The 24,670-nt window shown below is 39.2% G+C and carries 25 protein-coding genes and 1 pseudogene; 4 read left to right on the forward strand and 22 right to left on the reverse strand.

Going from position 1 to position 24,670, the window contains the following annotated elements:
• The first annotated feature begins 20 nt into the window (after positions 1 to 20).
• The gene (locus LQ203_RS04355; RefSeq protein ID WP_230156023.1) at positions 21 to 569 is read left to right on the forward strand and encodes a DUF402 domain-containing protein; all 549 of its coding nucleotides are present in this window, start codon (positions 21 to 23) and stop codon (positions 567 to 569) included.
• A gap of 131 nt (positions 570 to 700) precedes the next feature.
• On the opposite strand, the gene LQ203_RS04360 is transcribed toward LQ203_RS04355, so the two are convergent.
• A complete protein-coding gene (locus LQ203_RS04360; protein WP_230156024.1) occupies positions 701 to 1,354 on the reverse strand; it encodes a lysozyme family protein in 654 nt (217 codons plus the stop codon).
• A 189-nt stretch (positions 1,355 to 1,543) separates the two neighbouring features.
• On the opposite strand from LQ203_RS04360, the gene LQ203_RS04365 reads away from it, so the two are divergent.
• Positions 1,544 to 1,702, forward strand: a complete 159-nt coding sequence (locus LQ203_RS04365; protein WP_230156026.1) for a DUF4021 domain-containing protein — start codon at positions 1,544 to 1,546, stop codon at positions 1,700 to 1,702.
• Positions 1,703 to 1,974: 272 nt separating this feature from the next.
• Here the strand turns inward: LQ203_RS04365 and LQ203_RS04370 are convergent, their stop codons facing one another.
• The 4 genes from LQ203_RS04370 to LQ203_RS04385 form a co-directional block, all read right to left on the reverse strand.
• Positions 1,975 to 2,760, reverse strand: coding sequence for a glucose 1-dehydrogenase (locus LQ203_RS04370; RefSeq protein ID WP_230156028.1), 786 nt, complete (start codon positions 2,758 to 2,760; stop codon positions 1,975 to 1,977).
• A 50-nt stretch (positions 2,761 to 2,810) separates the two neighbouring features.
• The gene (locus tag LQ203_RS04375) at positions 2,811 to 3,563 is read right to left on the reverse strand and encodes an SDR family NAD(P)-dependent oxidoreductase (protein WP_230156030.1); all 753 of its coding nucleotides are present in this window, start codon (positions 3,561 to 3,563) and stop codon (positions 2,811 to 2,813) included.
• Between the two features lie 34 nt (positions 3,564 to 3,597).
• Positions 3,598 to 4,386, reverse strand: coding sequence for a glucose 1-dehydrogenase (locus LQ203_RS04380; RefSeq protein ID WP_230156032.1), 789 nt, complete (start codon positions 4,384 to 4,386; stop codon positions 3,598 to 3,600).
• A gap of 113 nt (positions 4,387 to 4,499) precedes the next feature.
• A complete protein-coding gene (locus LQ203_RS04385; protein WP_230156036.1) occupies positions 4,500 to 5,150 on the reverse strand; it encodes a GntR family transcriptional regulator in 651 nt (216 codons plus the stop codon).
• 807 nt (positions 5,151 to 5,957) lie between these two features.
• Between LQ203_RS04385 and LQ203_RS04395 the strand changes: the two genes are divergently transcribed.
• The gene (locus LQ203_RS04395; protein ID WP_230156039.1) at positions 5,958 to 8,024 is read left to right on the forward strand and encodes a Na+/H+ antiporter; all 2,067 of its coding nucleotides are present in this window, start codon (positions 5,958 to 5,960) and stop codon (positions 8,022 to 8,024) included.
• A gap of 77 nt (positions 8,025 to 8,101) precedes the next feature.
• On the opposite strand, the gene LQ203_RS04400 is transcribed toward LQ203_RS04395, so the two are convergent.
• From LQ203_RS04400 to LQ203_RS04455, 12 genes and pseudogenes are all read right to left on the reverse strand, one after another.
• Positions 8,102 to 8,449, reverse strand: coding sequence for a hypothetical protein (locus tag LQ203_RS04400; protein WP_230156042.1), 348 nt, complete (start codon positions 8,447 to 8,449; stop codon positions 8,102 to 8,104).
• A 400-nt stretch (positions 8,450 to 8,849) separates the two neighbouring features.
• Positions 8,850 to 9,395, reverse strand: coding sequence for a DUF1697 domain-containing protein (locus LQ203_RS04405; RefSeq protein ID WP_230156044.1), 546 nt, complete (start codon positions 9,393 to 9,395; stop codon positions 8,850 to 8,852).
• Between the two features lie 151 nt (positions 9,396 to 9,546).
• Entirely contained in the window at positions 9,547 to 10,200 is a 654-nt protein-coding gene (locus LQ203_RS04410; protein WP_230156046.1) for a Vat family streptogramin A O-acetyltransferase, read from the reverse strand.
• Positions 10,201 to 10,225: 25 nt separating this feature from the next.
• Entirely contained in the window at positions 10,226 to 11,113 is an 888-nt protein-coding gene (locus LQ203_RS04415) for a Virginiamycin B lyase (RefSeq protein WP_230156048.1), read from the reverse strand.
• Between the two features lie 133 nt (positions 11,114 to 11,246).
• Positions 11,247 to 11,633, reverse strand: coding sequence for a VOC family protein (locus LQ203_RS04420; protein WP_230156151.1), 387 nt, complete (start codon positions 11,631 to 11,633; stop codon positions 11,247 to 11,249).
• A gap of 555 nt (positions 11,634 to 12,188) precedes the next feature.
• Positions 12,189 to 12,521 (reverse strand): hypothetical protein, encoded by a 333-nt coding sequence (locus LQ203_RS04425; protein WP_230156050.1) that lies wholly within the window; start codon positions 12,519 to 12,521, stop codon positions 12,189 to 12,191.
• Positions 12,493 to 13,878, reverse strand: a complete 1,386-nt coding sequence (locus tag LQ203_RS04430; RefSeq protein ID WP_230156052.1) for an acyclic terpene utilization AtuA family protein — start codon at positions 13,876 to 13,878, stop codon at positions 12,493 to 12,495. The genes LQ203_RS04425 and LQ203_RS04430 overlap by 29 nt, the downstream gene beginning before the upstream one ends.
• A gap of 51 nt (positions 13,879 to 13,929) precedes the next feature.
• On the reverse strand, positions 13,930 to 14,793 hold the full coding sequence (locus LQ203_RS04435; protein WP_230156054.1) for a CoA ester lyase: 864 nt from the start codon (positions 14,791 to 14,793) through the stop codon (positions 13,930 to 13,932).
• Positions 14,794 to 14,837: 44 nt separating this feature from the next.
• On the reverse strand, positions 14,838 to 15,998 hold the full coding sequence (locus LQ203_RS04440; protein ID WP_230156056.1) for a CaiB/BaiF CoA-transferase family protein: 1,161 nt from the start codon (positions 15,996 to 15,998) through the stop codon (positions 14,838 to 14,840).
• A gap of 38 nt (positions 15,999 to 16,036) precedes the next feature.
• Positions 16,037 to 17,346: pseudogene (locus LQ203_RS04445) on the reverse strand (citrate:proton symporter).
• Between the two features lie 185 nt (positions 17,347 to 17,531).
• Positions 17,532 to 18,473, reverse strand: coding sequence for a hydroxymethylglutaryl-CoA lyase (locus LQ203_RS04450; RefSeq protein ID WP_230156059.1), 942 nt, complete (start codon positions 18,471 to 18,473; stop codon positions 17,532 to 17,534).
• A gap of 28 nt (positions 18,474 to 18,501) precedes the next feature.
• Positions 18,502 to 19,740, reverse strand: a complete 1,239-nt coding sequence (locus tag LQ203_RS04455) for a CoA transferase (protein WP_356713878.1) — start codon at positions 19,738 to 19,740, stop codon at positions 18,502 to 18,504.
• Positions 19,741 to 20,044: 304 nt separating this feature from the next.
• Between LQ203_RS04455 and LQ203_RS04460 the strand changes: the two genes are divergently transcribed.
• Positions 20,045 to 20,710 carry a GntR family transcriptional regulator gene (locus tag LQ203_RS04460; protein ID WP_230156061.1) on the forward strand — a complete coding sequence of 222 codons (666 nt, stop codon included), beginning with the start codon at positions 20,045 to 20,047 and terminating at the stop codon, positions 20,708 to 20,710.
• A gap of 299 nt (positions 20,711 to 21,009) precedes the next feature.
• Here the strand turns inward: LQ203_RS04460 and LQ203_RS27635 are convergent, their stop codons facing one another.
• The 5 genes from LQ203_RS27635 to LQ203_RS04490 all read right to left on the reverse strand — a co-directional run bounded on the left by LQ203_RS27635 (position 21,010) and on the right by LQ203_RS04490 (position 24,630).
• Positions 21,010 to 21,510: a histidine kinase N-terminal 7TM domain-containing protein gene (locus LQ203_RS27635; RefSeq protein ID WP_356713853.1), complete on the reverse strand. Its 501-nt coding sequence runs from the start codon at positions 21,508 to 21,510 to the stop codon at positions 21,010 to 21,012.
• A gap of 192 nt (positions 21,511 to 21,702) precedes the next feature.
• Positions 21,703 to 21,831 (reverse strand): hypothetical protein, encoded by a 129-nt coding sequence (locus LQ203_RS04475; protein WP_230156062.1) that lies wholly within the window; start codon positions 21,829 to 21,831, stop codon positions 21,703 to 21,705.
• 733 nt (positions 21,832 to 22,564) lie between these two features.
• Positions 22,565 to 23,314, reverse strand: a complete 750-nt coding sequence (locus tag LQ203_RS04480; protein WP_230156063.1) for an ABC transporter permease — start codon at positions 23,312 to 23,314, stop codon at positions 22,565 to 22,567.
• Positions 23,315 to 24,076 (reverse strand): ATP-binding cassette domain-containing protein, encoded by a 762-nt coding sequence (locus LQ203_RS04485; RefSeq protein ID WP_230156064.1) that lies wholly within the window; start codon positions 24,074 to 24,076, stop codon positions 23,315 to 23,317. It abuts the gene before it with no gap.
• Between the two features lie 200 nt (positions 24,077 to 24,276).
• Positions 24,277 to 24,630, reverse strand: a complete 354-nt coding sequence (locus LQ203_RS04490; RefSeq protein WP_230156065.1) for a DUF1048 domain-containing protein — start codon at positions 24,628 to 24,630, stop codon at positions 24,277 to 24,279.
• Positions 24,631 to 24,670: the final 40 nt, after the last annotated feature.

The following is a 24,670-nucleotide window of genomic DNA, read 5'->3' on the forward strand; positions in this document are numbered from 1 at the left end:
TTTTAAGGAGAAATATAACGATGGACAATATATTTACACCAGCCATTCAACGTGGAGATGAATTAATAGAAAGAAAAATCCGCTACGACTCCTTAGTAGTAGAACATAACTGTTTGCTGTTAAAAGCACACAAACAACATGTCGTGCTTTTTCATGAAATCATGGATTCCTTCACGATGAAAGCGGGTCCTACAAAATTAACCATTCCTATCGGCAGTTATACAATCGCATATTATTGGAAAGACCGGCCTTATAATTTGTACATCTGGAGAGATCATGAAGGGAATTATTTAGGCTCCTATTTCAATATTGTAAAAAATACATATATGACGGATAGGTTGGTTTCTTTTGAGGATTTGATCATTGATATTTTGGTTCTTCCTAATGGGAACCACTTCATTTTAGACGAGGACGAGTTACCTGTGCCTTTAGACCGATTTGAGAATGGGTCTGTCCGACAATCTCTAAACACTTTATTGGATTCCATTGATAGTATCCTTTCTCAAACGCTTTCTGATTCTGAGAATTCATATAAACATGAAGACCTTCTTTCCTTGTGGAACAACTGATAACAATTAATAGTTGTTAGAGACTAGGTTCTTCACAAAAGAAAGAGGCCTACATTCATTTGGTAGGCCAGTAGTCTTCATTGTATGAAAATAGATTTTAAAAATGTTACTTAAAAAGTGAAAAAGTTTTTTTACTCTCCATCTGCTTGAGCAGATATGCTTTCAAGTTCATCAATGTTCTTCTTTACCTTCGCACTATATGAGTAGTCTCCGTAGCAATAGGGATATCGGAAATTTCCTTTGTCTCCGCCGCAATCATAAAGCGTGGGGTTTTTTTCGACCTGAATCATTGAGAACTTCTTCGCAAGCACTTCAGTATGTTTGCCCCCTCTCTTTGCAATGTAATCAATGTACCCAATTCCCATGTTATAAGCTTGAAGGATCGTAGCAAAGTCCACGTCCTTTTTGTTGCCGTATTCATTGATCCTCTTGAAATGTTTCACTCCATACTTAATGCTCTCCGTTGGATCTGTGATTGTATTCGGATCAAGTCCGGCAGATTCTGAGGCCTGCATGGGATCACCACCCCTTCCGCGACTTTCTTGCTGCATCAAAGCAATCAATGTCGCGGTATGATCCTCGAGGCCATATTTTGCTAATTCGTTATTGAGAGGGGAACGATACTTTTCGACGTTCGTAAAAGAATTAATCGAATTTACCGATGTGGAAACATTGCCTGAAAACGGGCTTTTCATGATTTCCTTTATGAGCAAAAATGCAAAAATCAGGATAAAAATGATAAAAATGTTCTTTGATTTCTTTCTTTTCTTTCGTTTCTTCTTCACAATATCTCTCCGTTATTCCTAGGTTATATATTCATATATTAACAAATAGTAAGAGTAATAACTATTTAGAATTCCATTTATATTGATCTTGCTTTTACTTTTAAATGGGTATTCTCATAAATTTCTGACTTAGTCACAAACGTATATTTTTGTGACAATGAGACACCCTAGTAGTTGGAGGTGATATGTATGGATAAGAAAATTGATCAAGAAGAAATACTTGAAGAAAGAAATAAGAATAAATATACGAATGACTTTGGGGCAGATCCAGACGAACAAGAGATGAATGGTTTGTATGGGATGCTGGAAACCGAATATGAGGATAAGCTTCACGATAAAGAAAAGTAACGATTAGTACCTTTAATAGTTTTGTTAAGCGCCTTGTATGGCGTTTTTTTTTTATGAGTTTCATCGCTATTGAAACTCTTGAATCTTATACTTTAGGTCCGTACGTAGCTTTATCTAAACTGATTATTTGGACATACAAAAAAACCTATAAAGTCGTCGAATTCCCTATCCCAATACGTTTTGTCACTTACTATAAAGCATTACATAAACATCAATTTTGCCATATAATTAAGTAAAGGGAGTGACCTAATACTGTCACTCCCTTTACTTAATTAGTATTGTGAAGATTGTCCGCCATCAATCGGAATGACTGCACCGTTGATGAACTCTGATTCCCCTGATAAAAGGAAGGCGACTAAACGGCCGACTTCTTCAGGTTTACCAAAGCGTTTCTTAGGATTCACACTGACGAAATCCGCCATTGCTTCTTCCCAATTCTCTCCGCCTATTTGCCTGAATGATCCTTCTACCATCGCTGTTAAGATTACTCCGGGTGCAATGGCATTTATGCTGATTCCGTATTGACCATATTCTATGGCCGCTGTTTTTGTTAAACCTGCTACAGCATGTTTACTTGCAACGTACGCAGTTTGGTTAAGCACAGCACGAATTCCACCCACAGAAGCAACATTCACCACTGCCCCTGTCCCTTGTTCTTTCATGATTGGCAGAATGTATTTCATACCATAAAATACACCATTGATATTGATGTCCGTTACTTTGTTGAAAACCTCACTATCGTATTCCGCTGTAGGTGCCTGTTTACCTTCGATACCAGCATTATTATAGAATCCATCGACTCTACTGTATTTCCTGACTGTTTCGTCTACATAGTTTTTTACTGCTTCTTCATCCGATACGTCTGCAGTCATCAAAAGCACTTCAGAATTTGGTGCAATTTCCAAGATTAATTTTTTTGTTACTTCTAAAGATGAATGGTTTAAATCAACTAAAGAAAGTTTTGCTCCTTCTTTAGCCATTTCCAATGCAGCTGCTTGTCCTAAACCTGATCCTGCACCAGTTATGATTACAACTTTCCCATCGAATCGTTTGCTCATATGTCAAAACTCCCCTTTATGTTAGTTGGAAATCTATTTGATTATACTGATTACCCCTTAAAGCTTAAGAATCCATCATCAACAGGAATGACTTGTCCATTTATGGCATCAGCTTTTTCAGAGAATAAGAACGTTACAACTTCAGCAACTTTTTCTGGCTGAATCAATTTTTTCCTCATATGGAGTTGTGCCAAACTGTCCAGGAATTCTTGATTATCACCAATGATCGGAGTTTCGATAAAACCTGGTGCCACACCGACAACACGAATCCCATATTGCGCAAGTTCAATAGCGCCAGATTTAGTCATGGCGATGACTGCAGCTTTTGCCGCATGGTAGTTAAAGCTGCCAATTGAAACCATCGTCCCATATATTGAGGCTGTATTAACAATCGTTGCGCCGGTTACACCAAGCTCCACCATCTTCCTTGCTGCAAAATACATGCCATAGTAAACACCGTGTTGGTCAACATCCACGACTCTGTGGTAAGACTCTGGATCCATCTCTAAAAATGGTTTTACAAGCCCAATTCCAGCATTATTGAAAATGCCATCGATGGTGCCATGTTTGGCAACTGCAGCTTCAACCATCGCTTCAACTTGTTCCGCTTTAGCTACATCCACTTTCACAAAAGAAGCTGTGCCTCCCTTTTGTTGAATAGTCTCAGCCGTTTCTTTAGCGGCCACATCATTGTAATCCGCCGCGACGACAATAGCTCCCTGTTCAGCTAATTTATATGCCGTTTCCTTTCCTATTCCACTGCCTGCTCCTGTAATTACTATGACTTTTCCTTCTAAACTCATGTATTCGTCCCCCTATAATAAAGTTTTTTGCTTATTAGATTAAAATGGCCCCGCCATCGATTACAAGTTCTTGACCCGTAATGTGGCTGGAAAGATCGGATACTAAGTACATCATTAGATTTGCAATTTCCTGCGGCTCAGCATATCGGCCATCAGGAGTCGTTGCTTCCAATTGCTTTCTAGCCGTTTCAGCTGCCGCGGAATCACCTTGACCAAAGCCGCTTTCTATCGACCGCATCATAGCCGTGTTGACGACACCTGGGCAGACGGCATTCACCCGGACACCGTGGGGAGCAGCTTCGACGCCAGCTGTTTTCGTCATTCCAAGAACCGCATGTTTACTTGCGCCATACGCCACCATGTTTGGCGTTGCCAGTAACCCAGCTCCAGAAGCAGTATTCACGACCGCCCCGCTTTTTTGTTCAATCATATGGGGCAATACATGTTTTAAGCCCAAGAAAACGCCGCGTACATTTATTGACATTAATTGATCGAAAACCTCAGTAGGATAATCGATAAGCGGCATGATTTTGCCTTCCCACCCTGCATTGTTCAGGAAAATATCGATTTTCCCATAAGAATCTATCGTTTTTTGAACATAATTTTTGATATCGTCTTCCTTTGAAACATCGGCTTTAACGAACTTCGCTTCGCCGCCTTTTTCTTTGATTTCATTTACCGTTAACATGCCAGCCTCTTCGGAAAGGTCTACAACAACAACTTTAGCTCCATTTTCTGAAAGTGTAATAGACGCTGCCAGGCCGATTCCCCCGCCGCCACCGGTAACAATTGCAACTTTTTCTGTAAAATCAAAAGCTTGCATAGTATTCTCCCTTTCTCCCTTTGATCTTGGTGATGATATTCTTGTTTGAATACGATTACATCATATCATTATTTTTGTCGATTGTCGACAATTTGATTTTAGAGTCAAAGACTCTACATCACTCCACGATTCAAGGCTTCTTGAATTTCATTTTTTGCTTTTACGAAATCGTCTTCGAGAATGGCCTCAATAGACATTTGTAATCTTAAATGGAAATTTTCCATCGTTTCTGTATTCCATTGACTTTGGGCAAAAACCATGAGGATATGACTGGCTTCCTCAAAAAACCTGGATAAAGCTTTGTTTTTAGCGATTGAAAAAATATATCGAAATATCTGTTCAGCTCTTTTTTGATACTCCATTACATTACTTTTCTCACACTCAACCGTTGCGCTTTCCAAATGGTTACGTAATGCTTGCCTATTTTCTGCATGCCACTTCCCTTGGGAAAATTCAATGCCCATCTGAATCAACCCGATCGTAACATCATTGTATTCAACGATTTCGTTTTGTGAAAATGGCTTGACGATGGTACCCCGCCTCGGTATTCTCTCAACAATCCCGTCAACCTGCAATAGATAAAGGGCTTCCCGAACTGGTGCGCGGCTCGTATTCAATTCTTTGGAAATGTCTTCTTCGACGATTTTCTCTCCAGCTTCTATTTCCCCTTCAATGATTTTTTTTAAAATGTGTTTAGCGATTTGTTGTGGCAGCGATTCTCCAAAATAAATGCCATCTGTAAAATTGGAAGTATTTCCAAACATCTTTCAGCACTCCTATACTTCTATAATTAATTTTAGTATAACATAAGGATAGGAATTAACTTCCTTATAATTTTACAGCACCTGTTATGGAAGTGACCAAGAATAATGTAGTAAACCATGTCAGATGGAAAAGCTCAGAAAGATTGTGACCGAACGCCTCTTCGAAGTGTGTACATATCCTCTTTTTCCGGTAGATACAACAAATATAGAGCCCAATTCATAAGAGGTCTCCTTGTGTACTTTGTTAATCCACAAGCCGAGGTTTTGCTGGATCGCAGTTTGGTTTTTCCGAGTTTGTCAATTCAGTGAGTTTCGTTAAATAATAACATTCTTCACGCTACTTATGATCTGCCATTATTTGTATTCTTTAGCCTACAAACTTATTAATAAATTATGGACGATTTATCATTGCCTAATCTTTTAAATTGCTTTTTATATGGTTCCAGCTGGATTACTGTAGATTTACTCTACATAGTTCGTGAGCTTGGCCATCCTTCAACGGAGCTGCGGAAGTTATTCCCTAAACATCTTGGGCTTACGTGATCCATAATTATAGATGTTGACAGGATTAACGATTCCGTGGGCGGGTATGTTAGTAACATAAGTTTCTGTCTAAGCACTCTTTTCTTGAACAACATATGCCTGCATGTCAGTTAGGTGGATGCTGAATATAAATACAATACTTATAAAGTAGGGGTTCTTTTTTAAAGGATTGATAATCACTTTAAAATACCCCTGTTTTTTATCCTTTTAATAAAGGAATATTTGGTTGGGCCCACAGACTATTAAAGAAGATAGGGGGACTCTATGTCATTTTTAATCACTTTGCTCGGATTATTAATTTCCATAATACTCGCTACAGTATTAAATGCCAAATGGTCTCGTATTCCACTACCGATTTACCAGATAGCCATCGGAGCAGCCCTTTCATTATTGCCACTTCGCTTATCATTGGATTTTCATTCGGAATTATTTATGATTTGTGTCATAGCTCCACTACTCTTTACAGAAGGGAAAAATACCTCACGAAAAGAAATGCTTGAATTGCGCAAGCCTATTCTGTTATTGGCATTTGGGTTGGTTTTTGTGACTGTGTTTGCAGGAGGGTATTTCATACACTGGTTAATACCGGATATGCCAATGGCTGTTGCTTTTGCTTTGGCAGCTACAATTACCCCTACGGACGCGGTAGCAGTTCACTCGATTACAAAAGGATTGAAGTTGCCGGGAAATATGATGCCGATCCTTGAAGGAGAATCACTTTTCAATGATGCCGCCGGAATCGTTGCTTTTAAAGTTGCCTTGGCCGCTGCTTTAACAGGTGTTTTTTCTATAAAAGACGCTTCGCTTAATTTTATATTTGTGGCCTTAGGGGGAATCATAATCGGCCTCCTTTTGGGCTATTTAATCGTTAAATTGCGATTGTTTTTACGGATTCATGGACTCGAAGAAATTTCCATGTCTATCGTAATTGAGTTGATTACACCTTTTGTCATCTATATGGCAGCTGAAGAATTCCATGTTTCCGGAATCCTCGCAGTGGTTTCAGCAGGTGTCATTCATGGCATTGAGCGGGACCGCCTTCAGAGTTCAACAACTAAATTGCAAATTGTATCGACCAATACATGGTCAGTATTAGGTTATTTACTGAATGGGCTTGCATTTACTTTATTAGGATTTATGTTGCCGAGCGTTTATCAGGAAATCGAGTCCAACTTAAATAGGGGTGCTCTCTTTGGAATAAGTGTATTGATCGTTCTTTTATTATTGGTGATCCGCTTCATTTGGGTATACATCCTGCATGATACTTTCACAAAAAACAGAGTGAATCCATTAGAGCAATTCATTATGTCCCGAATCCATCGCGAAGAGATCAAAGTCACCGATGATAAGAATGTTACAAGATCACGATATGCATTATTGACATCCGTTTGCGGCATTCACGGAACCATTACATTAGCTACCGCTTTATCCTTGCCATACTTTATGCCGGATGACACCTTATTCCCTATGCGTAATACTGTCTTGTTTATCGCAGCTTGCGTTATTTTGTTAAGTGTCTTCTTGGCAACGGTTCTCTTGCCGATACTTGTAAAGACACCGACTGAATATGCAGATGAACGCCTAACCTCTGAGGAAGCTTATAAAATTGTATTAACAAAAACGATCAATCAGCTGAGCAAAGAATCAAACATGGACAATCAAAAAGCGGTTTATCAAGTAATGGATGATTTAAATGAACAACTGATAGATTTGGAACGAGGCATTACGAATAGACCGGACAATCGGACAATACAGAACTTAGTGGAGCAAGGGGCCATTGCGGAATTGGAAGTCGTTTCTGGATTAGTCGAAAAAGGAACTGTATCGGAAACAGCCTTTGAGCTATATAAAGTGTATATTTCCAGAAAATTAAATTACATGCAAAAATCATATCTACAAAGAGCTTGGATTTTTTTGCAGGCATTTCTTTTCAAGAAAAAGCTCAATGTCAAATGGGATAAAAAATGGGAAGCAAAATTGGAGGACTCCTTGGATAAAAACTCGGAACTGATCCGGGAGTTCCGTAAAGCTCAAAAAGAAGCTTCAAAGGAAGCCATTTCGTTAATCAAACAACAAACTACACCAGAAAACCGCCATGAAGTCATGCTTGTCATCCAAAGATATAATCGTTACCTGAATCCATTCGGAACTTTAAGTGAAAAAGAAGCAAATCGCTTACACGAAATGGTGAGTCATTTTCAATTGAATGCGATGCAAATCGAACGGGATATCATTCAGCAAATGGTTGAAGAGGATCGAATATCCACAAAAACAGCAACTGAGCTTAGACAAAACTTAATCTATGATGAAATGCTCATGATACAAAATTAATATCCTATCCAGATTCAATATCTAGACAAGTCGAAAATTGAATATTTTTAAAGATTAGAAATATTTTTCTTTTTTACCTATTTGAACGGGATCAAATCCCCATAACGTTGCCAACAAGCTGGATCAAAAGGTAAAAACCCGGCTACGTCACTTTTACCGTGAATGGCAGGGTTTTTACTATTGTAAATGCCTTGAATGATTGATGCGGGATTTCGGGTATTCTCATGATGGACAATTTCCTTCATTGTCCCGCCATTAAATGGAACCCCGTAATACTGGGTATTTTCTGTACCGTCTTGATCGAAACCAGCAATGATAAACCTGCTCTCCTTATCATATAGGGGTCCTACCAACAAAACGCGGAAAACATACGCTAAGAGAGTAACATCAGGAAAATACGGGTTTACAACGGTAAGGAAATCCAAATATAAAAAAAAGCCTAATTTCTCGCTTTTAACACCTAAAAATTAGGCTTTAGTTATTTCATTAAAGCGCCCTTTTCTGGAATATTGATTATGCACTAATTTGTCTTTCTTTTTAATATAAATAACCCAATCCATATTTTTTGTAACAATCTCTTATCATGCTACTAGTCTGTCACTTTGATCGATAATTTGTGTATATTTTAAGTGTTATTTTGCACATCCAACTATAAAACCCAGCTACCTTCACATGAGAAGATTAGCTGGGTTTCTTAATTATGTACATCCAATCATTTATAGAACTATTCGGATTCGCCTAGTAGGCCCATTGACAGGGTTCTGGCTCTAATCTGTCAGATATTTTCCGATTACCAGAAAATTGTTCTTGCTAGTATCATGTAATTCACGCCTCTGTTGCTTTCATAAGTTCGTATATTTTGCGAGTTGTATTTACATTCCTGATTGTTATTTGTTGATATGACTTTGAACCAATGAGTTTAGTCATACCGGATTTGCTAATATTCTTTTTTTCAACCGACCATAGAATGGCTCCAGGAACGTATTTTACCGTATCAATTTCTGGTTTGATGACCAGCTTATTAAGCACTGACTCATCATTAATTTCGTCCCATAAAAACAGTACATCGCTTCTCATCTGTTGGTCGTTCGTCCATGACTCTGGAAGGGAGTGTATGACTTTTTTTAAATCATGCAAACTACGGACTAAAACTTTGATTTGTAATCCGAAGTTTGTATGTATAGCCTCTTCTAAAATATGGGATATTGTTGTTTTTGATTGGCCATTCACTGTGAAAATAATATTACCTGAATTGATATATGTACCTACAGAGCTCATACCTACTCGTTCAAAAGTTTTTTTAAGCAACTTCATGTCAATTTTATTTTTCCCACCAACATTGATTCCCCTAAGCAGTGCGACATAGACCATGATAATCCTCCTAGATCGATTAATTTAATTCAAATGGTGTTTACTGCAGAACTTTCATATAGTGTCTTATCGGCAAAAAAGGTTGGATATCTAAAAAAGTACCTAACTTTTTTTGTTACCATAACGAGTGCTATAGGCAGTTGTTAATTTGTCATATTTTATTTTTCAGGTTTTCTAGATTATCTATATCTCCATTTACTATCAAACCAATATGATCAGAAATAACTTCAATATCTAAATTCCACCATTTTATTTCTAGCAATTTGCTAATGATTTCTTCTGAGAAACGGGTTTTAATTTTCTTTGCAGGGTTTCCTCCAACAATTGTAAATGGTTCTACATCTTTAGTAATAACTGATCTGGCTGCTATAATAGCACCATCACCTATGTTGATTCCAGGCATAATGACCGTATCCATCCCAATCCAGACGTCATTTCCAATTATCGTGTCCCCTTTAAACGGCAATTGATCTAGCGTTGGTGTGTATTTCTCCCAACCTTGTCCAAAAATATTGAACGGATAAGTGGAGAAGCCATCCATCCTATGATTAGCTCCATTCATAATAAACGTTACACCTGGTGCAATGGCACAAAATTTCCCTATAACAAGTCGATCACCAAAAAATTCGTAATGATACAACACTTGATCTTCAAAGGATTCTCCATTTTTTGCATCGTAATAAGAATATTCACCTGCAATAATATTTGGTCTCGTAATTGTATTTTTAATAAATTGTAAAATATTATTTCCTTTAATCGGATATTTATCTGTAGGATTCGGTCCATGCTGCTTATTTGATTCCATAGGTAGTCACTACCTTTCATGGTTTTTATTCAAAGCTTAACCTGCCTAACTTATTGCATTCCTCAGCGAACCACAAGGCCTTGTCAGGTCCTACTACCATACCATGTGGCTCCGCATTTTTCGTAGGAATAGGATATTCCGTAATTTCACCGTTTATTGTAATTCGACCTATTTGATTACTTCCCCATTCAGTGAACCATAAAGCACGATCAGGGCCGGTTACAATTGCGTGTGGACGAGCATTCGGAGTAGGAATGGTAAACTCACTTATTATTCCAGCAGTAGTAATTCTGCCAATTTTATTTCCGTTAATTTCTACAAACCAAAGGGCACCATCCGGTCCATTTGTAATACCCACAGGACCAGCCTGTTTTGTGGGTAACTTATATGCAGTTACTTCCCCGCCTATCGTAATCCGACCTATTTGATTACTCTGATTCTGAGTAAACCATAGAGCATGATCAGATCCAGCCACAATAAAAGAGGGATAAGAATCAGGAATAGGCAAACTATACTCAATAATTTCACCTGATGATAAGATTCTCCCAATTCTATTTCCGTTCATTTCTGTAAACCAAATGTCTCCATTATGTCCTTGCGTGATTCCAAAAGGTCCCGAATCACTGTTCGGTAGCGTATATTCAGTAATTTCACCTGTTACTGTTAGTTTACCAATTTTATTTGTCCTATTTTCAGTAAACCATATATCACCCTGATCTGTAGAAGTGATAGATAGCACACCTGCATTGACAGTAGGAAGATCAATATGAGTCACTTTACCATCAACAGTCATTCGACCTATTTGATTCGCTTTATGTTGTGTAAACCATAGGGCACCATCCTTTCCCCTAGTAATTCCATAAGGACCTGAATCTATATAAGGAAGTTCAAATTCTTCAATTTTTATTCTCACGTTAATTCCTCCTTTTTCTTTTTTAATATTATTCTAGTAATTCGTTTTTTATACGGTGCATTTTCAGTTAACACAAATAACACGGTCGAATAAATTGAAGCGGAGTTATTTGTGTTGATAAATTCCTAATCAATTACAGCATTTTATATATTTCAATAAGGTTCCTATCTGGGTCTCGAAAATGTGCAATACGTGATCTCCATTCTTTACGATCGTGTGGTTTAGTAATAAATTCAATCCCATTTTCTTTTAAACGGTAATAGGTCTTATCAACATCTCCTACTTCAAATTGAAGTAAAAATTTTGATTGAGATTCCCCTTCTAAAAATTTATTTTCCTCTCCGACCACTTCTGCCATGGCTTTTCGGGATAAAATCTCGATTTTCGTTTCTCCATTATTGAAAAGTGCATATTCCATTTCTTCCTCGTACCAACTTATTGAAAGTCCTAATAAATCTTTGTAAAAATTGGAGCTTTTTTTAAAATCATTAACCAACAGTCTGATTTGTAATAACTTCAGTTCAATCTCCTCCTAATAATATAATTCTCTTCATATCCAAAAAAACCTGTATGTAAACTAAACCTATAGACCATCTACATTTCTAGTTACCATAAACTAAATAACATCACCTGATTTAACTTCGATTTACGTACGAATAATCCCTCCTCTAATTCAAGAAAATGGCCCGATTGTTGAACAAAATTAAAAAAGTCATTTAATTCATTAGTTATGGATAAATGCCATAAACGACCGTTTTTGGTTAAAAACAGAGAACTTCTCTAAAACCTCAAAAACTACTTGAAATACATAACCAAAATCTAAATGCCAATATATCTATTACAAACCCCTTTTTGGTATAGTTAGGATATTAAAAAAGGGGGATTCTACAGCTCTCTTGCTCTTTAACTTATATTAACCAAGCAGATATAGAATAACTTTAACGTAGCGACCGGAATGTATAAGCCAAATGATTTATAACAAATTGAAAGCTTAAATATTAGATAGCTTTTATCGTCCCAAGAATTTCGGAAAACAAAAAACGAGCCCCCAAAATGGCTCGCCTTCGTATCAATATTAATAATTTGAGTTATTTACATCGACCTCCATATCGATTTCCATATCCATTAGAGCCGAGCTCAAGCTTTTTCCATGCCGATCCAAAGTAAGTGATTTTGTGACGCCTCCGCCTAGTGCGTTTTGCATGACAAAATTCAACGCTCCGATTTTTGGCAGTTCATACCTAACCACATCACCCTTCACTATTTCATGAAAGTAATCCTTAACCTTTTCTGCGGTTACCTGTTTTTTTACTTTTTCAAAATCTTCCATACGATAGACGATGACGGAAACATTTGAAATATTTCCTTTATCCCCTGATCTAGAGTGAGTGACTTGCTTGAGTTTCAATCTTGTCGACCTCCTCGTACGTTACGTTGATTGTAATATCTTCGCTAGGAATAAGAATTGAGGCAACTGATACAACCTCTTGGACACTAACCCGAACACCACCGCCTCCAGCAGGTCCATTAGTATATAGAGCTTCCACCTCTTGGCCGATCACATAAGCGGCTCCTTTATCAGCAGTCCTGGCTGCCACCCTTAATCGTACCTCCGATAGTCTTTCTCTGTCATACAACGGTGCTGAAATAGAAGAACCATATAGAGAATTAGAACCAATATGATCGATTCTCATTTCTTGAATCTCAATATTAGCCTGAATCAACCGATGTCTCACTACTTCTTCCGCCAGTCTTGACCTTCCCAAACAACCCGAACCTCCGTAACTAATTTCTGCTTCAACTATGTATCCGTCCAAATAGCCGATGCTCGTTTTATAGTAACCGCTCTTCTCTTTTCCAGACACACCATTAATATGCACTTGGTTTGTTTCTTTTTCTATCACTTCTATTTGAGAAAAATCAGCGATAACATCGGGAGTAAGATATCGGGCTGGGTCGTGAATTTCATATACAACCTGTTCCTTTACGGTAGCAGTCGTAATCATGCCTCCCGAATCCTCAAGCTTGGTTAAAAAAAAGTCCCCATTTTCCTGTACTTCGGCGATCGGATAACCGACATTCCATAAGTCAGGAACATCCTTATACCCCGGATCTGCGAAATAACCACCGGTCACTTGCGCCGCACACTCGAGTAAATGTCCAGCGGCTGTCCCCTTACCAAGAAGCTCATAGTCTGTATCCTGCCAATTAAATTCATGCTTAAGTGGTGCAACTACTAATGAAGGGTCTGATACCCGGCCCGTAATTACAATGTCAGCCCCTTCCCGCAAAGCGGTAACAATTCCAGAAATTCCGATATAGGCATTTGCAGAAATTATGGACGACTTCAACTCTTTCAATGAGGCTCCGGTTTCAATAATTGTGCAATCCATGTAATTCCCAATGTTCAGATATACATCATCTCCACTTACAGCTGCTATTTTTAAATTACTGATGCCTTTTTCCTCTGCTAAATGCTTAATAACCTTAGCGGCTGCGAGAGGGTTTGCTGCTCCCATATTGGTGATTAATGTGACATTATTCTCGACACACAGAGATAAAACCTTATCCATACGATACTTCAATAAATGATTGTACCCCTTATCTGGATTTTTCATTTTCTCCTGCTGGGCAAGGGCAATTGTTCTTTCTGCTAAGCATTCAAAGATGATATAATCCAAATCTCCTTTTTGAATTAATTCCATCGCCGGCTCAATTCGATCGCCTGCGTATCCTGCACCCGAACCAATTCTAATCTTCTTCATAATAAAGTCCTCCCTTCAAGCTCCAGTAGGAACTGGAGCGATACTTGATCGTCACGATTGATATAAATTAACGGATTGAAGGGTACGTTTAGCACGTTCTACAATAGGAAGGTCAATCATTTTCCCGTCAAGCTGCAAAACGCCTTCCCCTTTGACTAATGCCTGTTCGAACGCTCTTACAATTCTTTCTGCTTCCTCAATTTCTTCAGGGCTTGGAGTAAATACCTGGTTTACAAGGTCGACCTGATCAGGATGAATGATTAATTTCCCTTGAAATCCAAGCTCCTTAACAAGCTGGGTTTCGGCTAGAAAGCCTTTATGATCTTTAATGTCAACATAGACCGTGTCAATAGGAGGTCCAACTCCCGCAGCCCTGGAAGTAACAACCAATTGGGATCTTGCATAGAGCAATTCACGGGCATTCTTCGTTAATATTGCTTTTATATCGAATGCATAGTCCATGGATCCGAATGCAAGCTGCTGAACTCTCTGACTAGCAGATGCGATTTCAAAAGAATTATATAATCCTAAAGCAGACTCTATTAAAGGTACAATTTTTATTTGGCCTTTATTTAAATTCCTTTTAGATTCCCTTTCAACTAATAAATGATCTAAAGACATAATTTCTTCTTTTGTCTCAGTTTTCGGTAAAACAATTCCAGTCAGGCCGGAATCGATTAGATCAAGTAAATCATCGTAAAAATATGGCGTGTGGAATCCATTTATTCTGATGAAATTTTCTTTTTCCTGATTCGCTTTGATAACTTTCCTTACTAACGCTCTTGCATCTTTTTTTCCTTCTGGAGAAACAGCATCTTCTAAATCATAAATGAATACATCTGCACATAATTGCTGCACTTTCTTTAATTTCTTTTCATCAGATCCAGGAATGAACATCCATGTCCGAGGAATCATAACCTCACCCCTTTGCATTTCCCCATAATTAGGCATTGAATGCCTTATATTTTTCCGATGATTTGGTTTTCGAATCCAAACTCCTTTAGTATAGACTCTGTATGCTCGCCAACATCTGGTATAGGATTCATGACCGGCTCCACATCTTCGAAAGTAACAGGAGGGATGAGTGCATTTAATTTTCCAGCAGGAGAATCGACTTCTCGCCAACGTTTCCGGATCTTTAATTGTGGATGGTTGATGAATTCCTCTACCGTATTTAAATGGGCATTCGCAATTTTTGCTTTTTCAAGTTTTTCGATTATCTCACTCGAGTTCATTTTTTGAAAAACAGCGTCAATCATTTCCTTGACAATACTGCTATTAGAAACTCGTGATGCATTACTATGAAACCTTCTATCAGTAGTTAATTCCGATTTTTCTAACACTTGTGTACAAAAGCTTTTCCACTCCCGCTCATTTTGAATGCCAAAGAATACTAATTTTCCATCCCCTGCAAGGAACGGGCCATAAGGATAAATCGTGGCGTGATTTGCCCCAGTTCGCTTCGGATCCGTCCCACCATACCCAGAATAGTAAAGTGGATATCCCATCCATTCTCCCAACGCCTCAAGCATGGAAACCTCCATCACCTTGCCCTTACCTGTCCTAAAACGGGAAATAAGTGCAGTTAATATACCAGAGTACGCATACATACCTGCTGCAATATCTGCAATCGATATGCCTGTTTTCGATGGAGTGTCTTCTGTTCCAGTAATGGAAACGACTCCTGTCTCACATTGAATGAGTAAATCGTATGCCTTTTTATCCATATAAGGACCAAACGTACCATAACCAGAAATTCCGCAAATCACAAGATGAGGATATTTTTTTTTGAGGACAGAGGAACTAAAACCAAGTCGATCAACAGCACCGGGTGCCAGGTTTTGAATAAATACGTCCGCCTCCGAAAGCAGTTTATCCAAAACCATCTTTGCTCCATCCTGTTTTAGATCAAGCGCCAAGGATTCTTTCGATCGATTGAGCCAGACAAAGTGACTCGACATTCCGTGAACGGTTGCATCATAGTTTCGTGCAAAGTCTCCAGATCCAGGCCTTTCTACCTTTATCACACGCGCTCCCAAGTCTGCCAATTGGCGAGAGGCAAAGGGAGCTGCCACCGCCTGTTCTAATGACACAACTGTAATTCCCTCAAGAGGTAACATTGAACCACTCCCTAATTGAATTTTTCAACCTGTCTTATTTAAAGAGGTATTGCCCCTGTAAGCAATGCCACGATTGTCATCACGATAGTACTTCCAAAAGCCCAGAAAAAAATCTTTTTCTGCAGATCTCCTAAATCGACCTTACATAATCCAATGAGGACAAAAACAGACGGATTCAATGGACTCAAGGGAAAGCCCGTTGTCCCGTTCCCTAATAAAGCAGCCCTGCCAATTTCTATTGGGTCCACTCCAAAGGCTGCCCCGGCCTCACTTAGGACCGGAAGTAGCCCATAATAAAAGGCATCAGGAGAAAATATCAAACTTAAAGGCATACTGACCACGGCTACCAGGATTGGATTGGCAAATGTCCTCCCAGCCAATCCGGTATGGCTGAAACCATAGAAACAGCCATAGCGTCAATCATCTTAGTTCCAGAAAGAATCCCTGTGAAAATACCAGCCGCAAATATGGTAGTACAGACCATAACCATGCTTTGGGCATGAGAAGCAATTTGTTCTTGCTGTTTATTCACGTCGGGAAAATTCACTAACAAAGCAATGGCGAACGCAACAATGAATAAGACGGGAACTGGAATTATTTCCATTATTAAAGCAACAATCAAAGAAATGGTTAAGATTAAATTGAACCAATAGAGTTTCGGTAGACTCGATGATATTTCTAATGTTGCCGCGATTTCTCCCGATTCCATTGAATCACCTTTGTTCGAAATAGTAATAATGCCTATTCTTTTACGTTCTTTCTTACCAAATATATACGATACAAATACTACCCATACAGCCCCAGCTAACATGGCTGGAATAATGGGATTAAACAATTCAGAGGATTCCGCCCCAAGGGAAACCATTGCCCTAGCTAGCGGCCCTCCCCATGGAATAATATTCATGACACCCGCACCCAACGCTACTACCCCTGCTAAGGTAAGTGAGCTCATGCCCAACCTCTTATAAATTGGCAACAAAGCCGTGACTGTTATCATGAAAGTTGCAGATCCGTCCCCATCCAAAGCAACTACTAAAGTTATGAAAGCCGTGGCCATAACTATTTTTAGAGGATCTCCTTTTGCAAAACGAATGAGCCGGGATATCATTGGGTCAAATAAGCCCCTATCAATCATCAAACCAAAATACAAAATGGAGAAACCAATCATAATACCTGTCGGTGTAACTTTTGCAATTCCATCCAACATCATTTTCCCTATTTCCAAACCAAAACCGCCGATAAGTGCAAATATAATCGGCACAAGTGCAAATGCGATTAAAACAGAAACTCGTTTTGACATTACTAAATAAAGAAATGTACCAATCATCAGAAATCCTAAAATAGCCATTCACATATCCCCTTGTAAATGATTTATTTGTAGCCTTCATATCTATTTCAAACGAAAGGATTTGAGGGAAATTTCTAAAAACCTTTCAAACTTTCCGGGAAAACGGTTACATTTCTTATCATGAAGTGAAATCACAAGTTGCCCTTTATATGGAGAGAGTAATATATATTTGTCTGAAAAAACGGTTAAGAGTTCTGTTTTACAATATCATCGGTGTTATTATCTGGGGAGTATGGATTTGCTATTTTGTGGAGGTGACCAGTCAATGTACGATTCGTCATTTTTTTTATCATAGTTACACAATGCATTAGTTTATCAAAATCAATGCCAGTCTCTATTCCCATTTCATGAAGCATGAATACAAAGTCTTCAGTTGCATCGTTTCCTGCCGCTCCCGGCGCAAAGGGACAACCACCTAATCCTCCTATGGAAGTATCAAAAGATGTGATACCTGCTTGCAATGCTGCTAATGAGTTGGCTTTTGATAAACCATAAGTATCATGGAAATGGGCTGTGATTTTTGCAGTGGGTGAGAGATCTAATGTTTTACCGAACAAATGATATACGTGCTTAGGATTAGCCCGACCAATTGTATCGCAAAGCACAATTTCGTCCACATTTAATTTTTCCAATGCCTGAACTAGACCAAGGGTTGTCTCTTCCTGAACCAGACCTTCATATGGGCAATAAAAAGCTGTTGAGATATGGAACCGTATGAACATATTTTCATTCTTAGCCTCCTCTACGACAGAGGATAACTGGAATAAGGATTCTACAATGGACATCCTTACATTTTTTTTATTGAACGTCTCACTTGCTGCAACAAACAAGGCCAGGCTGGTTGCCGCTACATCTCTAGCCAAATCAAATCCCCGCTTATTCGGAATCAATGTCATGTATTGCACATCTTCTCGTTTGTTGATCTTTCTAAAAACCTCGGCTCCATCTGCCATTTGTGGTACATGTTTGGGTGAAACGAATGAAGTAGCCTCCATTCTTTTAATTCCCGTCTCACTCAGCGCATGTATCAATTGCAATTTCGAATCAGTTGGAATAAAGATTTTTTCATTCTGAATTCCGTCCCTTGGTCCAGATTCTATAATTTCAACACGTTTTGGTAAGTTCATTTTTATTTCATCTCCTCATTTTGTGCTGCTATTTTTTCAGCTTAATAGTTTCATGATCTGAAATAACCCCGGAAGCTAGCCACTCATCATATTTATCCTCCGCGATTTCCAAATCCCCCTTTAAAACCTGTTCTGTGTGCTCACCTAGTTTTGGGCCAGCCCAATTAATACTTCCGGGGGTTTTGCTCAACTTGGGTACAATGCCTGGAACTTTAAGTTTTCCAATGCCTTCAACATCCATTTTATAGATCATTTCCCTTGCAAGGAAATGTGGATCCTGCATCATGTCCTCAACATTATAAATTGATCCTGCGGGTATGTCTGAATCATCAAGTAATACCAAGGCATCAGCTAAATTATGTTGAATTGTCCAACCACCAATTACTTCATCTAGATACTCGGCATTCTGTACACGACCGTCATTAGTTGAGAATTTAAGGTCATCCCTTAAATCAGGCCTTTTGATAACGTCCATTAGCCTCTTGAAAATGCCATCTCCATTTGCACCGATTACAATGTATTTCCCATCCCGGCAAGGATATGTATTCGAAGGAGCAATTCCTGGTAAGGTGCTTCCTGTTCTTTCACGAACCACTCCGTAATGGTCATATTCTGGAACTGCACTTTCCATTAAACTGAAGATTGATTCATATAGAGCGACGTCAACACATTGTCCTTCTCCCCCAGGTTGGTCTCTATGATATACAGCCATTAGTGCCCCCATAACAGCATATAATGCAGTTACAGAATCTCCCAAACTAACCCCAACCCTTGTTGGTGGCCTATCAGGATAACCTGTTAAATAACGGAGTCCCCCCATTGCTTCTCCAATACTTCCAAACCCTGGCTTATTTCGGTACGGTCCATCTTGACCATATCCTGATACCCTGACCATTATGATCTTAGGATTAATTTTTCTTAAATCCTCATAGCCAAGCCCCCACTTTTCCATAGTCCCGGGTTTGAAATTTTCAATAATAATATCCACTTCTTTTATTAATTCCCTAATGATTTCTTGGGCTTCCTTTTTGCGTAAGTCCAATGAAATACTTTTTTTGTTCCTGGATTGAACAAACCACCATAAGGATGTGCCCTCATATAGCAATCTCCAATTTCTGATAGGGTCCCCCTTTCCTGGAGGTTCTACTTTTATTACCTCGGCACCAAAGTCGGCCATTAATCTTCCGGCAAAAGGACCAGCTATCAAACTCCCTAATTCCAAAACCTTTAATCCCTTCAACGCACCCTGATTTATAACTTCACCCATGAGCATTCACCTCTTTTTAGTATTTCTATCTAGGTAGATTACGGTTACATATAAACGCTTGCTTTCTATAAAAATCAATTCAATTAAAACAAAAACTTTCCTAATTTTTTGATAATTCTTATAATAATTGACAATAGTTACTATGTCAACGGTTAACCGTCGACATTTTTTTATGTTATAATTTGAGCTATTAAAGTAGGAGTTAAGCTTTTATTATTGAAATATATCTATGAACTGAAAAACCCAAATAAATTGAAGACCATTTGTTAAATAGATATTAATTTGTTACATAGGGGGCACTATTATGAAAGAAATACAGAAAACTGAACTGCTTCATAATCAGGTATATCATATCCTGAAGGGTATGATTATAGACGGTGAATATCAGCCTGGAGAGCGTTTGGTCGAAACCAGAGTTGCTGAAAGAATCGGGGTTAGCAGGGGTACAATTAGAGAAGCCTTTCAGATGTTATTGAAAGATTACCTACTCGTTCGTAATGGTAAGGCCATTTCTGTCTATAACCCTAGCGCACAGGACATAATTGATGTATATCAATGCCGAATAAGCCTTGAATCTTTAGCTGTTAAATTAGCAACTCAAAATATCACTGACGAGGAATTAAGCAAGTTGGTCGAAGTTATAAATGACTCTAAAATAGCCGTGGATATGAATGATACAAAAAAGCTTACACAACTAAATCAGGAATTTCACGATATTATTGATCTTGCTTCCCACAACCATCAATTAATCCAATTATGCGATGTTATCAAGACGAAAATACTATATATAAGGACTAGTATTTTAAAAGTACATTTTAAAAACTTTTCCGATTTTGTAGATGATCATGAACGGATCCTTATAGCCATTCAGAATAAAGATCCAGTACAAGCCGAACAGGAAATGCATTCCCATATCGAAAAAAGCTTCAATACAATAAAAGCAACTTTTAAGACCGTTATTGATCAATAATGGATTTGATTTTCAATTTTTTATCATAGAATTGAAAAAACAGCAGTACTTTCTTTAGTATTTCTGCCCCCTCGATTAAGAGGATAGTATGAAAGGTTCTATTACAGACATTTTAATGCATTGTAATATCAGCAAAAAGAAAGAGCAGCAAAGATTAAAATCCAGAAAAATGACCTGACTTACATGTCTCTTAGTCGTACATCTCTTCATATTTATTTCTGTTTTTTGGTAATGGTCCATTGGGAACAAAATAAAAAACCTGATAATTTTTCAGGTTTTTTAATATTTTTATCATTCGATTACCAGAGAAATGCGAGAAAGACTAAAGATGCAATTGCACCAAAAGCAAATCCATTAGCGGCACCCCAACCATATCCTGCATTAAAACCTCCATAACCAAAACCCCCAAGGTTTCCGCCAACGTCAAGTGGACGAATATATACACGGTTCGGCGTAACCCGGTGTACGATTCCCCGATGTACGGTTCCTCTACTTGTACGAATTTCAACCGGTCTTCCAACACCGCCTACATATTCAATGCACATCAACAATAGGAATACTGGGATGAATGGTAAGGCCAAGTATTCGACCCTTAACCAGAATTTGATTTGTTCTAAAGATGTACTGGAAAGTTCGAAAGCATAGGAAAAAGTAAAAATGGAAGACAATAATGTCACGAGAATATAGGGCTTTGCTCCAGGTGCATCCTTGATCTTTAACTTTGCAAACAAACACAGGAACAAGCTTAAAGCACCTGCCATTATAACAACGAGTATGTATAACAATAATTCCCGTGGCAATGCGAATCAACTCCGTTTAACAAAAAATACTTTTTCCGTATATTATATAGCACTTTATGACTAGGTGACTAGAGTTTATTCAGGGAATTCTGAATTTGAAATGTCAGGATTGATAAAAAGGGGTTCAGCCGAGATACGTGTAAAAATGGGCCATAGACTTACTTTTTTTTCAGACGACGACCCATTTAATTTTTATATCGGTATATTCTCCTCTACTGTTTTGTAAATTGATGTCATAATCACCAAACGTTTAAGGTGCCTTGTAAGGTATGGACTCAGCATAACAAGATATTCTCTCGAAAACTTATTCCCTTCCTTCATGAGAGACCATAAAATGAGCGTTATATAAACAACATTCTGAAAAATAACAGCATTTAGTCAAGACATCTATAGTCAGATGTATGTTTTTAACCTTCTGCAAACTATCCAAAATGAAGCTGAAGAAGAGATTGTTCAAGAGAATTATTAGCACAAAATGAAAATCAACATAAATATGGCGGTGGGGTATATAAAACGATTTTTATTGTCATTATGGTTGAGGGAAGAGCCATCGGAACGGGAGCATATATAATCTATTGCACAACAAGATTCTCAAGGAAATCGTTCCTATACGAAAGGGAAGGAAATATGAACAGTCAACGAGTTCGAAAAACAGGCATCACATATACAAAAGGAAAGCCTATTAATGCATAAGATAGAATACAACAACTTAAAATCCGATTTAAGGGAGAAAAATTCTCTCCTTTCGTGCTGCAATAAAATTTTTTCCTTCAATCGAAAAAAAACTATGAATCGCACTCCAACTGAAATGTAATCCATAGCCCCTTAATTTTGACAATTATTACCAAAGTTTTGCTTCGGAATCTACTCTTTTACTGTCAATTATATCTATAGGCTTTATTCTTTTAATTTCTCCTCCTGCAAAAGAGCACTACCCGCTGTAAATACTTCTAAAGCATACATGGCAAACCTCGCTAAGCAGCCTTCCATGTGATAGCAAATGCATTCATCGTAGCAGCTGACTATTGATATGGCTAATCACATACTGGTGTACTTACCCTAATTGGCGTTTAAATACTTTACTGGCGAAGAAGTAAGCGATGACCATGATGCCGACGCACCAGGCAAGCGCGATCCAGATATCGTTGCCAACAGACCCTTCATATAAGAGGGCACGAATCGCATTTACGATTGAAGTCACAGGCTGGTTCTCAGCGAACGCACGAACAATTTTCGGCATGGTTTCGGTGGGGACAAAGGCCGAACTGATAAACGGCAGGAAAATCAGCGGGTACGAGTAGGCTGTCGCCCCTTCCATAGACCCCGCTGTCAATCCGGGAATGACCGCCAGCCATGTCAGCGCCAGTGTAAACAGCCCGAGTATCCCAGCTACCGCGAGCCAATCCAGGATATCAGCGTTGGAACGGAAGCCCATCAAGAGCGCTACGAGGATAACCACCATGATAGTAAGCGCATTGGAAACAAGCGAGGTCAACACATGAGCCCACAATACCGACGAGCGTTTGATGGGCATGGTAATGAAACGCGCCATCAGCCCGCTCTTTACATCAGTAAACAGCCGCACGGAAGTGTAAGCGACGCCGGATGCGATAGCCATCAGCAAGATTCCCGGCAATAAATAATTGACGTAGTTGTCCGTGCCTGTTTCTATGGCGCCGCCAAATACGTAGACAAACAGCAGCAGCATCATAATTGGCGTAATCGCGACCGTGATAATTGTATCCGGGCTGCGCATGATGTTGCGCATTAAACGCCCTAGTAATACCCCTGTTTTGCTTTTCATTTACATCTCCTCCTTTTGGCCGATGATCGCGAGGAAAATTTCCTCCAATGTCGGCTGCTTCTCGATGTACTCCACTTTCGCTGGTGGGAACATCTCCTTGAGTTCGGTAAGGGTACCGGTAGAGATGATTTTTCCGCCATGCAGGATGGCGATACGGTCCGCCAGTTGTTCGGCTTCCTCCAGGTACTGGGTCGTCAGCAAGATGGTCGTGCCGCTGCCGGCAAGCTCCTTAACGGTATCCCAGACTTCAATTCGCGCTTCTGGGTCAAGTCCTGTCGTCGGTTCGTCGAGAAAAATGACTGCTGGCGTACCGATCAGGCTCATGGCGATGTCAAGCCGGCGCTTCATCCCGCCGGAATATTTATCCGCCCGGCGGTTGGCCGCATCGGTCAGGCTGAATTTTACAAGCAGATTGTCGGCGACTTGAGCGGGATTGGAAACTCCCCGCAACTTGGCGATCATCATCAGGTTTTCCCTCCCGGTGAGCATGCCGTCTAAAGCCGCGAACTGCCCTGTCAGGCTGATGCTCTGGCGAACATGATCCGGTTGACGCTGTACGTCAAAGCCGCAAATACCTACTTCGCCGCCATCGCCTTTCATCAGCGTCGAGAGGATGTTGATCGTCGTCGTCTTGCCCGCTCCATTTGATCCCAGCAGTGCGAAAATTTCGCCACGCCGCACCTCAAAATCCACCCCATTTAAAACTTCCTTGTCTTTAAAGGATTTTTTTAACCCTTTTACAGTAATCGCTGCATTGCTCATACTTTTTTCCTCCTTATAAATTGCGCTGCAAGGCCGCTTCCGAGCTCCGTAATTATCCGGTCGAGCGCCTTGCGGAGCTAGGTTACCTATACTCTTCTATTTAGTCTGACTGATAATCTGTATAACTTATTACTGAGTTAAAAGTATGACTGAATAGCAATGGTGGCAATTCACATTTGTAACCAGCTATTCAGTCGGTATTATCCATTGAATTTATTTTTTCCCAATCGCTTCATGATACTCTGATTCAAATCTTCACGATACTTGGCAACATAGGTTTTAGCGTTTGCCACTAGTTCGTCGGCAAAGGACGCCACGTCGTCCCCAGTGATTTCCAGCACTTGTCTTCCTTCAGCCGCACCGGCTTCGAACAACTCGATTAATTCATACTGCATGTGCAGCATATCCATCCCGTTGCCCGCTGAGAAATTCCACATGTAGTTTTGAATTTTCTTAAATACAAACTGGTAGTCCTCTGGCAAGGCTTCAACCCGTGCCATCATCATTTTGTACTCCTTTTTATCACCAATCATTTTTTTGAACATTTCTATCATGTTATTTTTCCTCCTTTTTTATAAAGCTGAACAAGACACT

The sequence above is a fragment of the Peribacillus sp. Bi96 genome (assembly GCF_918698115.1).
GTDB lineage: Bacteria > Bacillota > Bacilli > Bacillales > DSM-1321 > Peribacillus.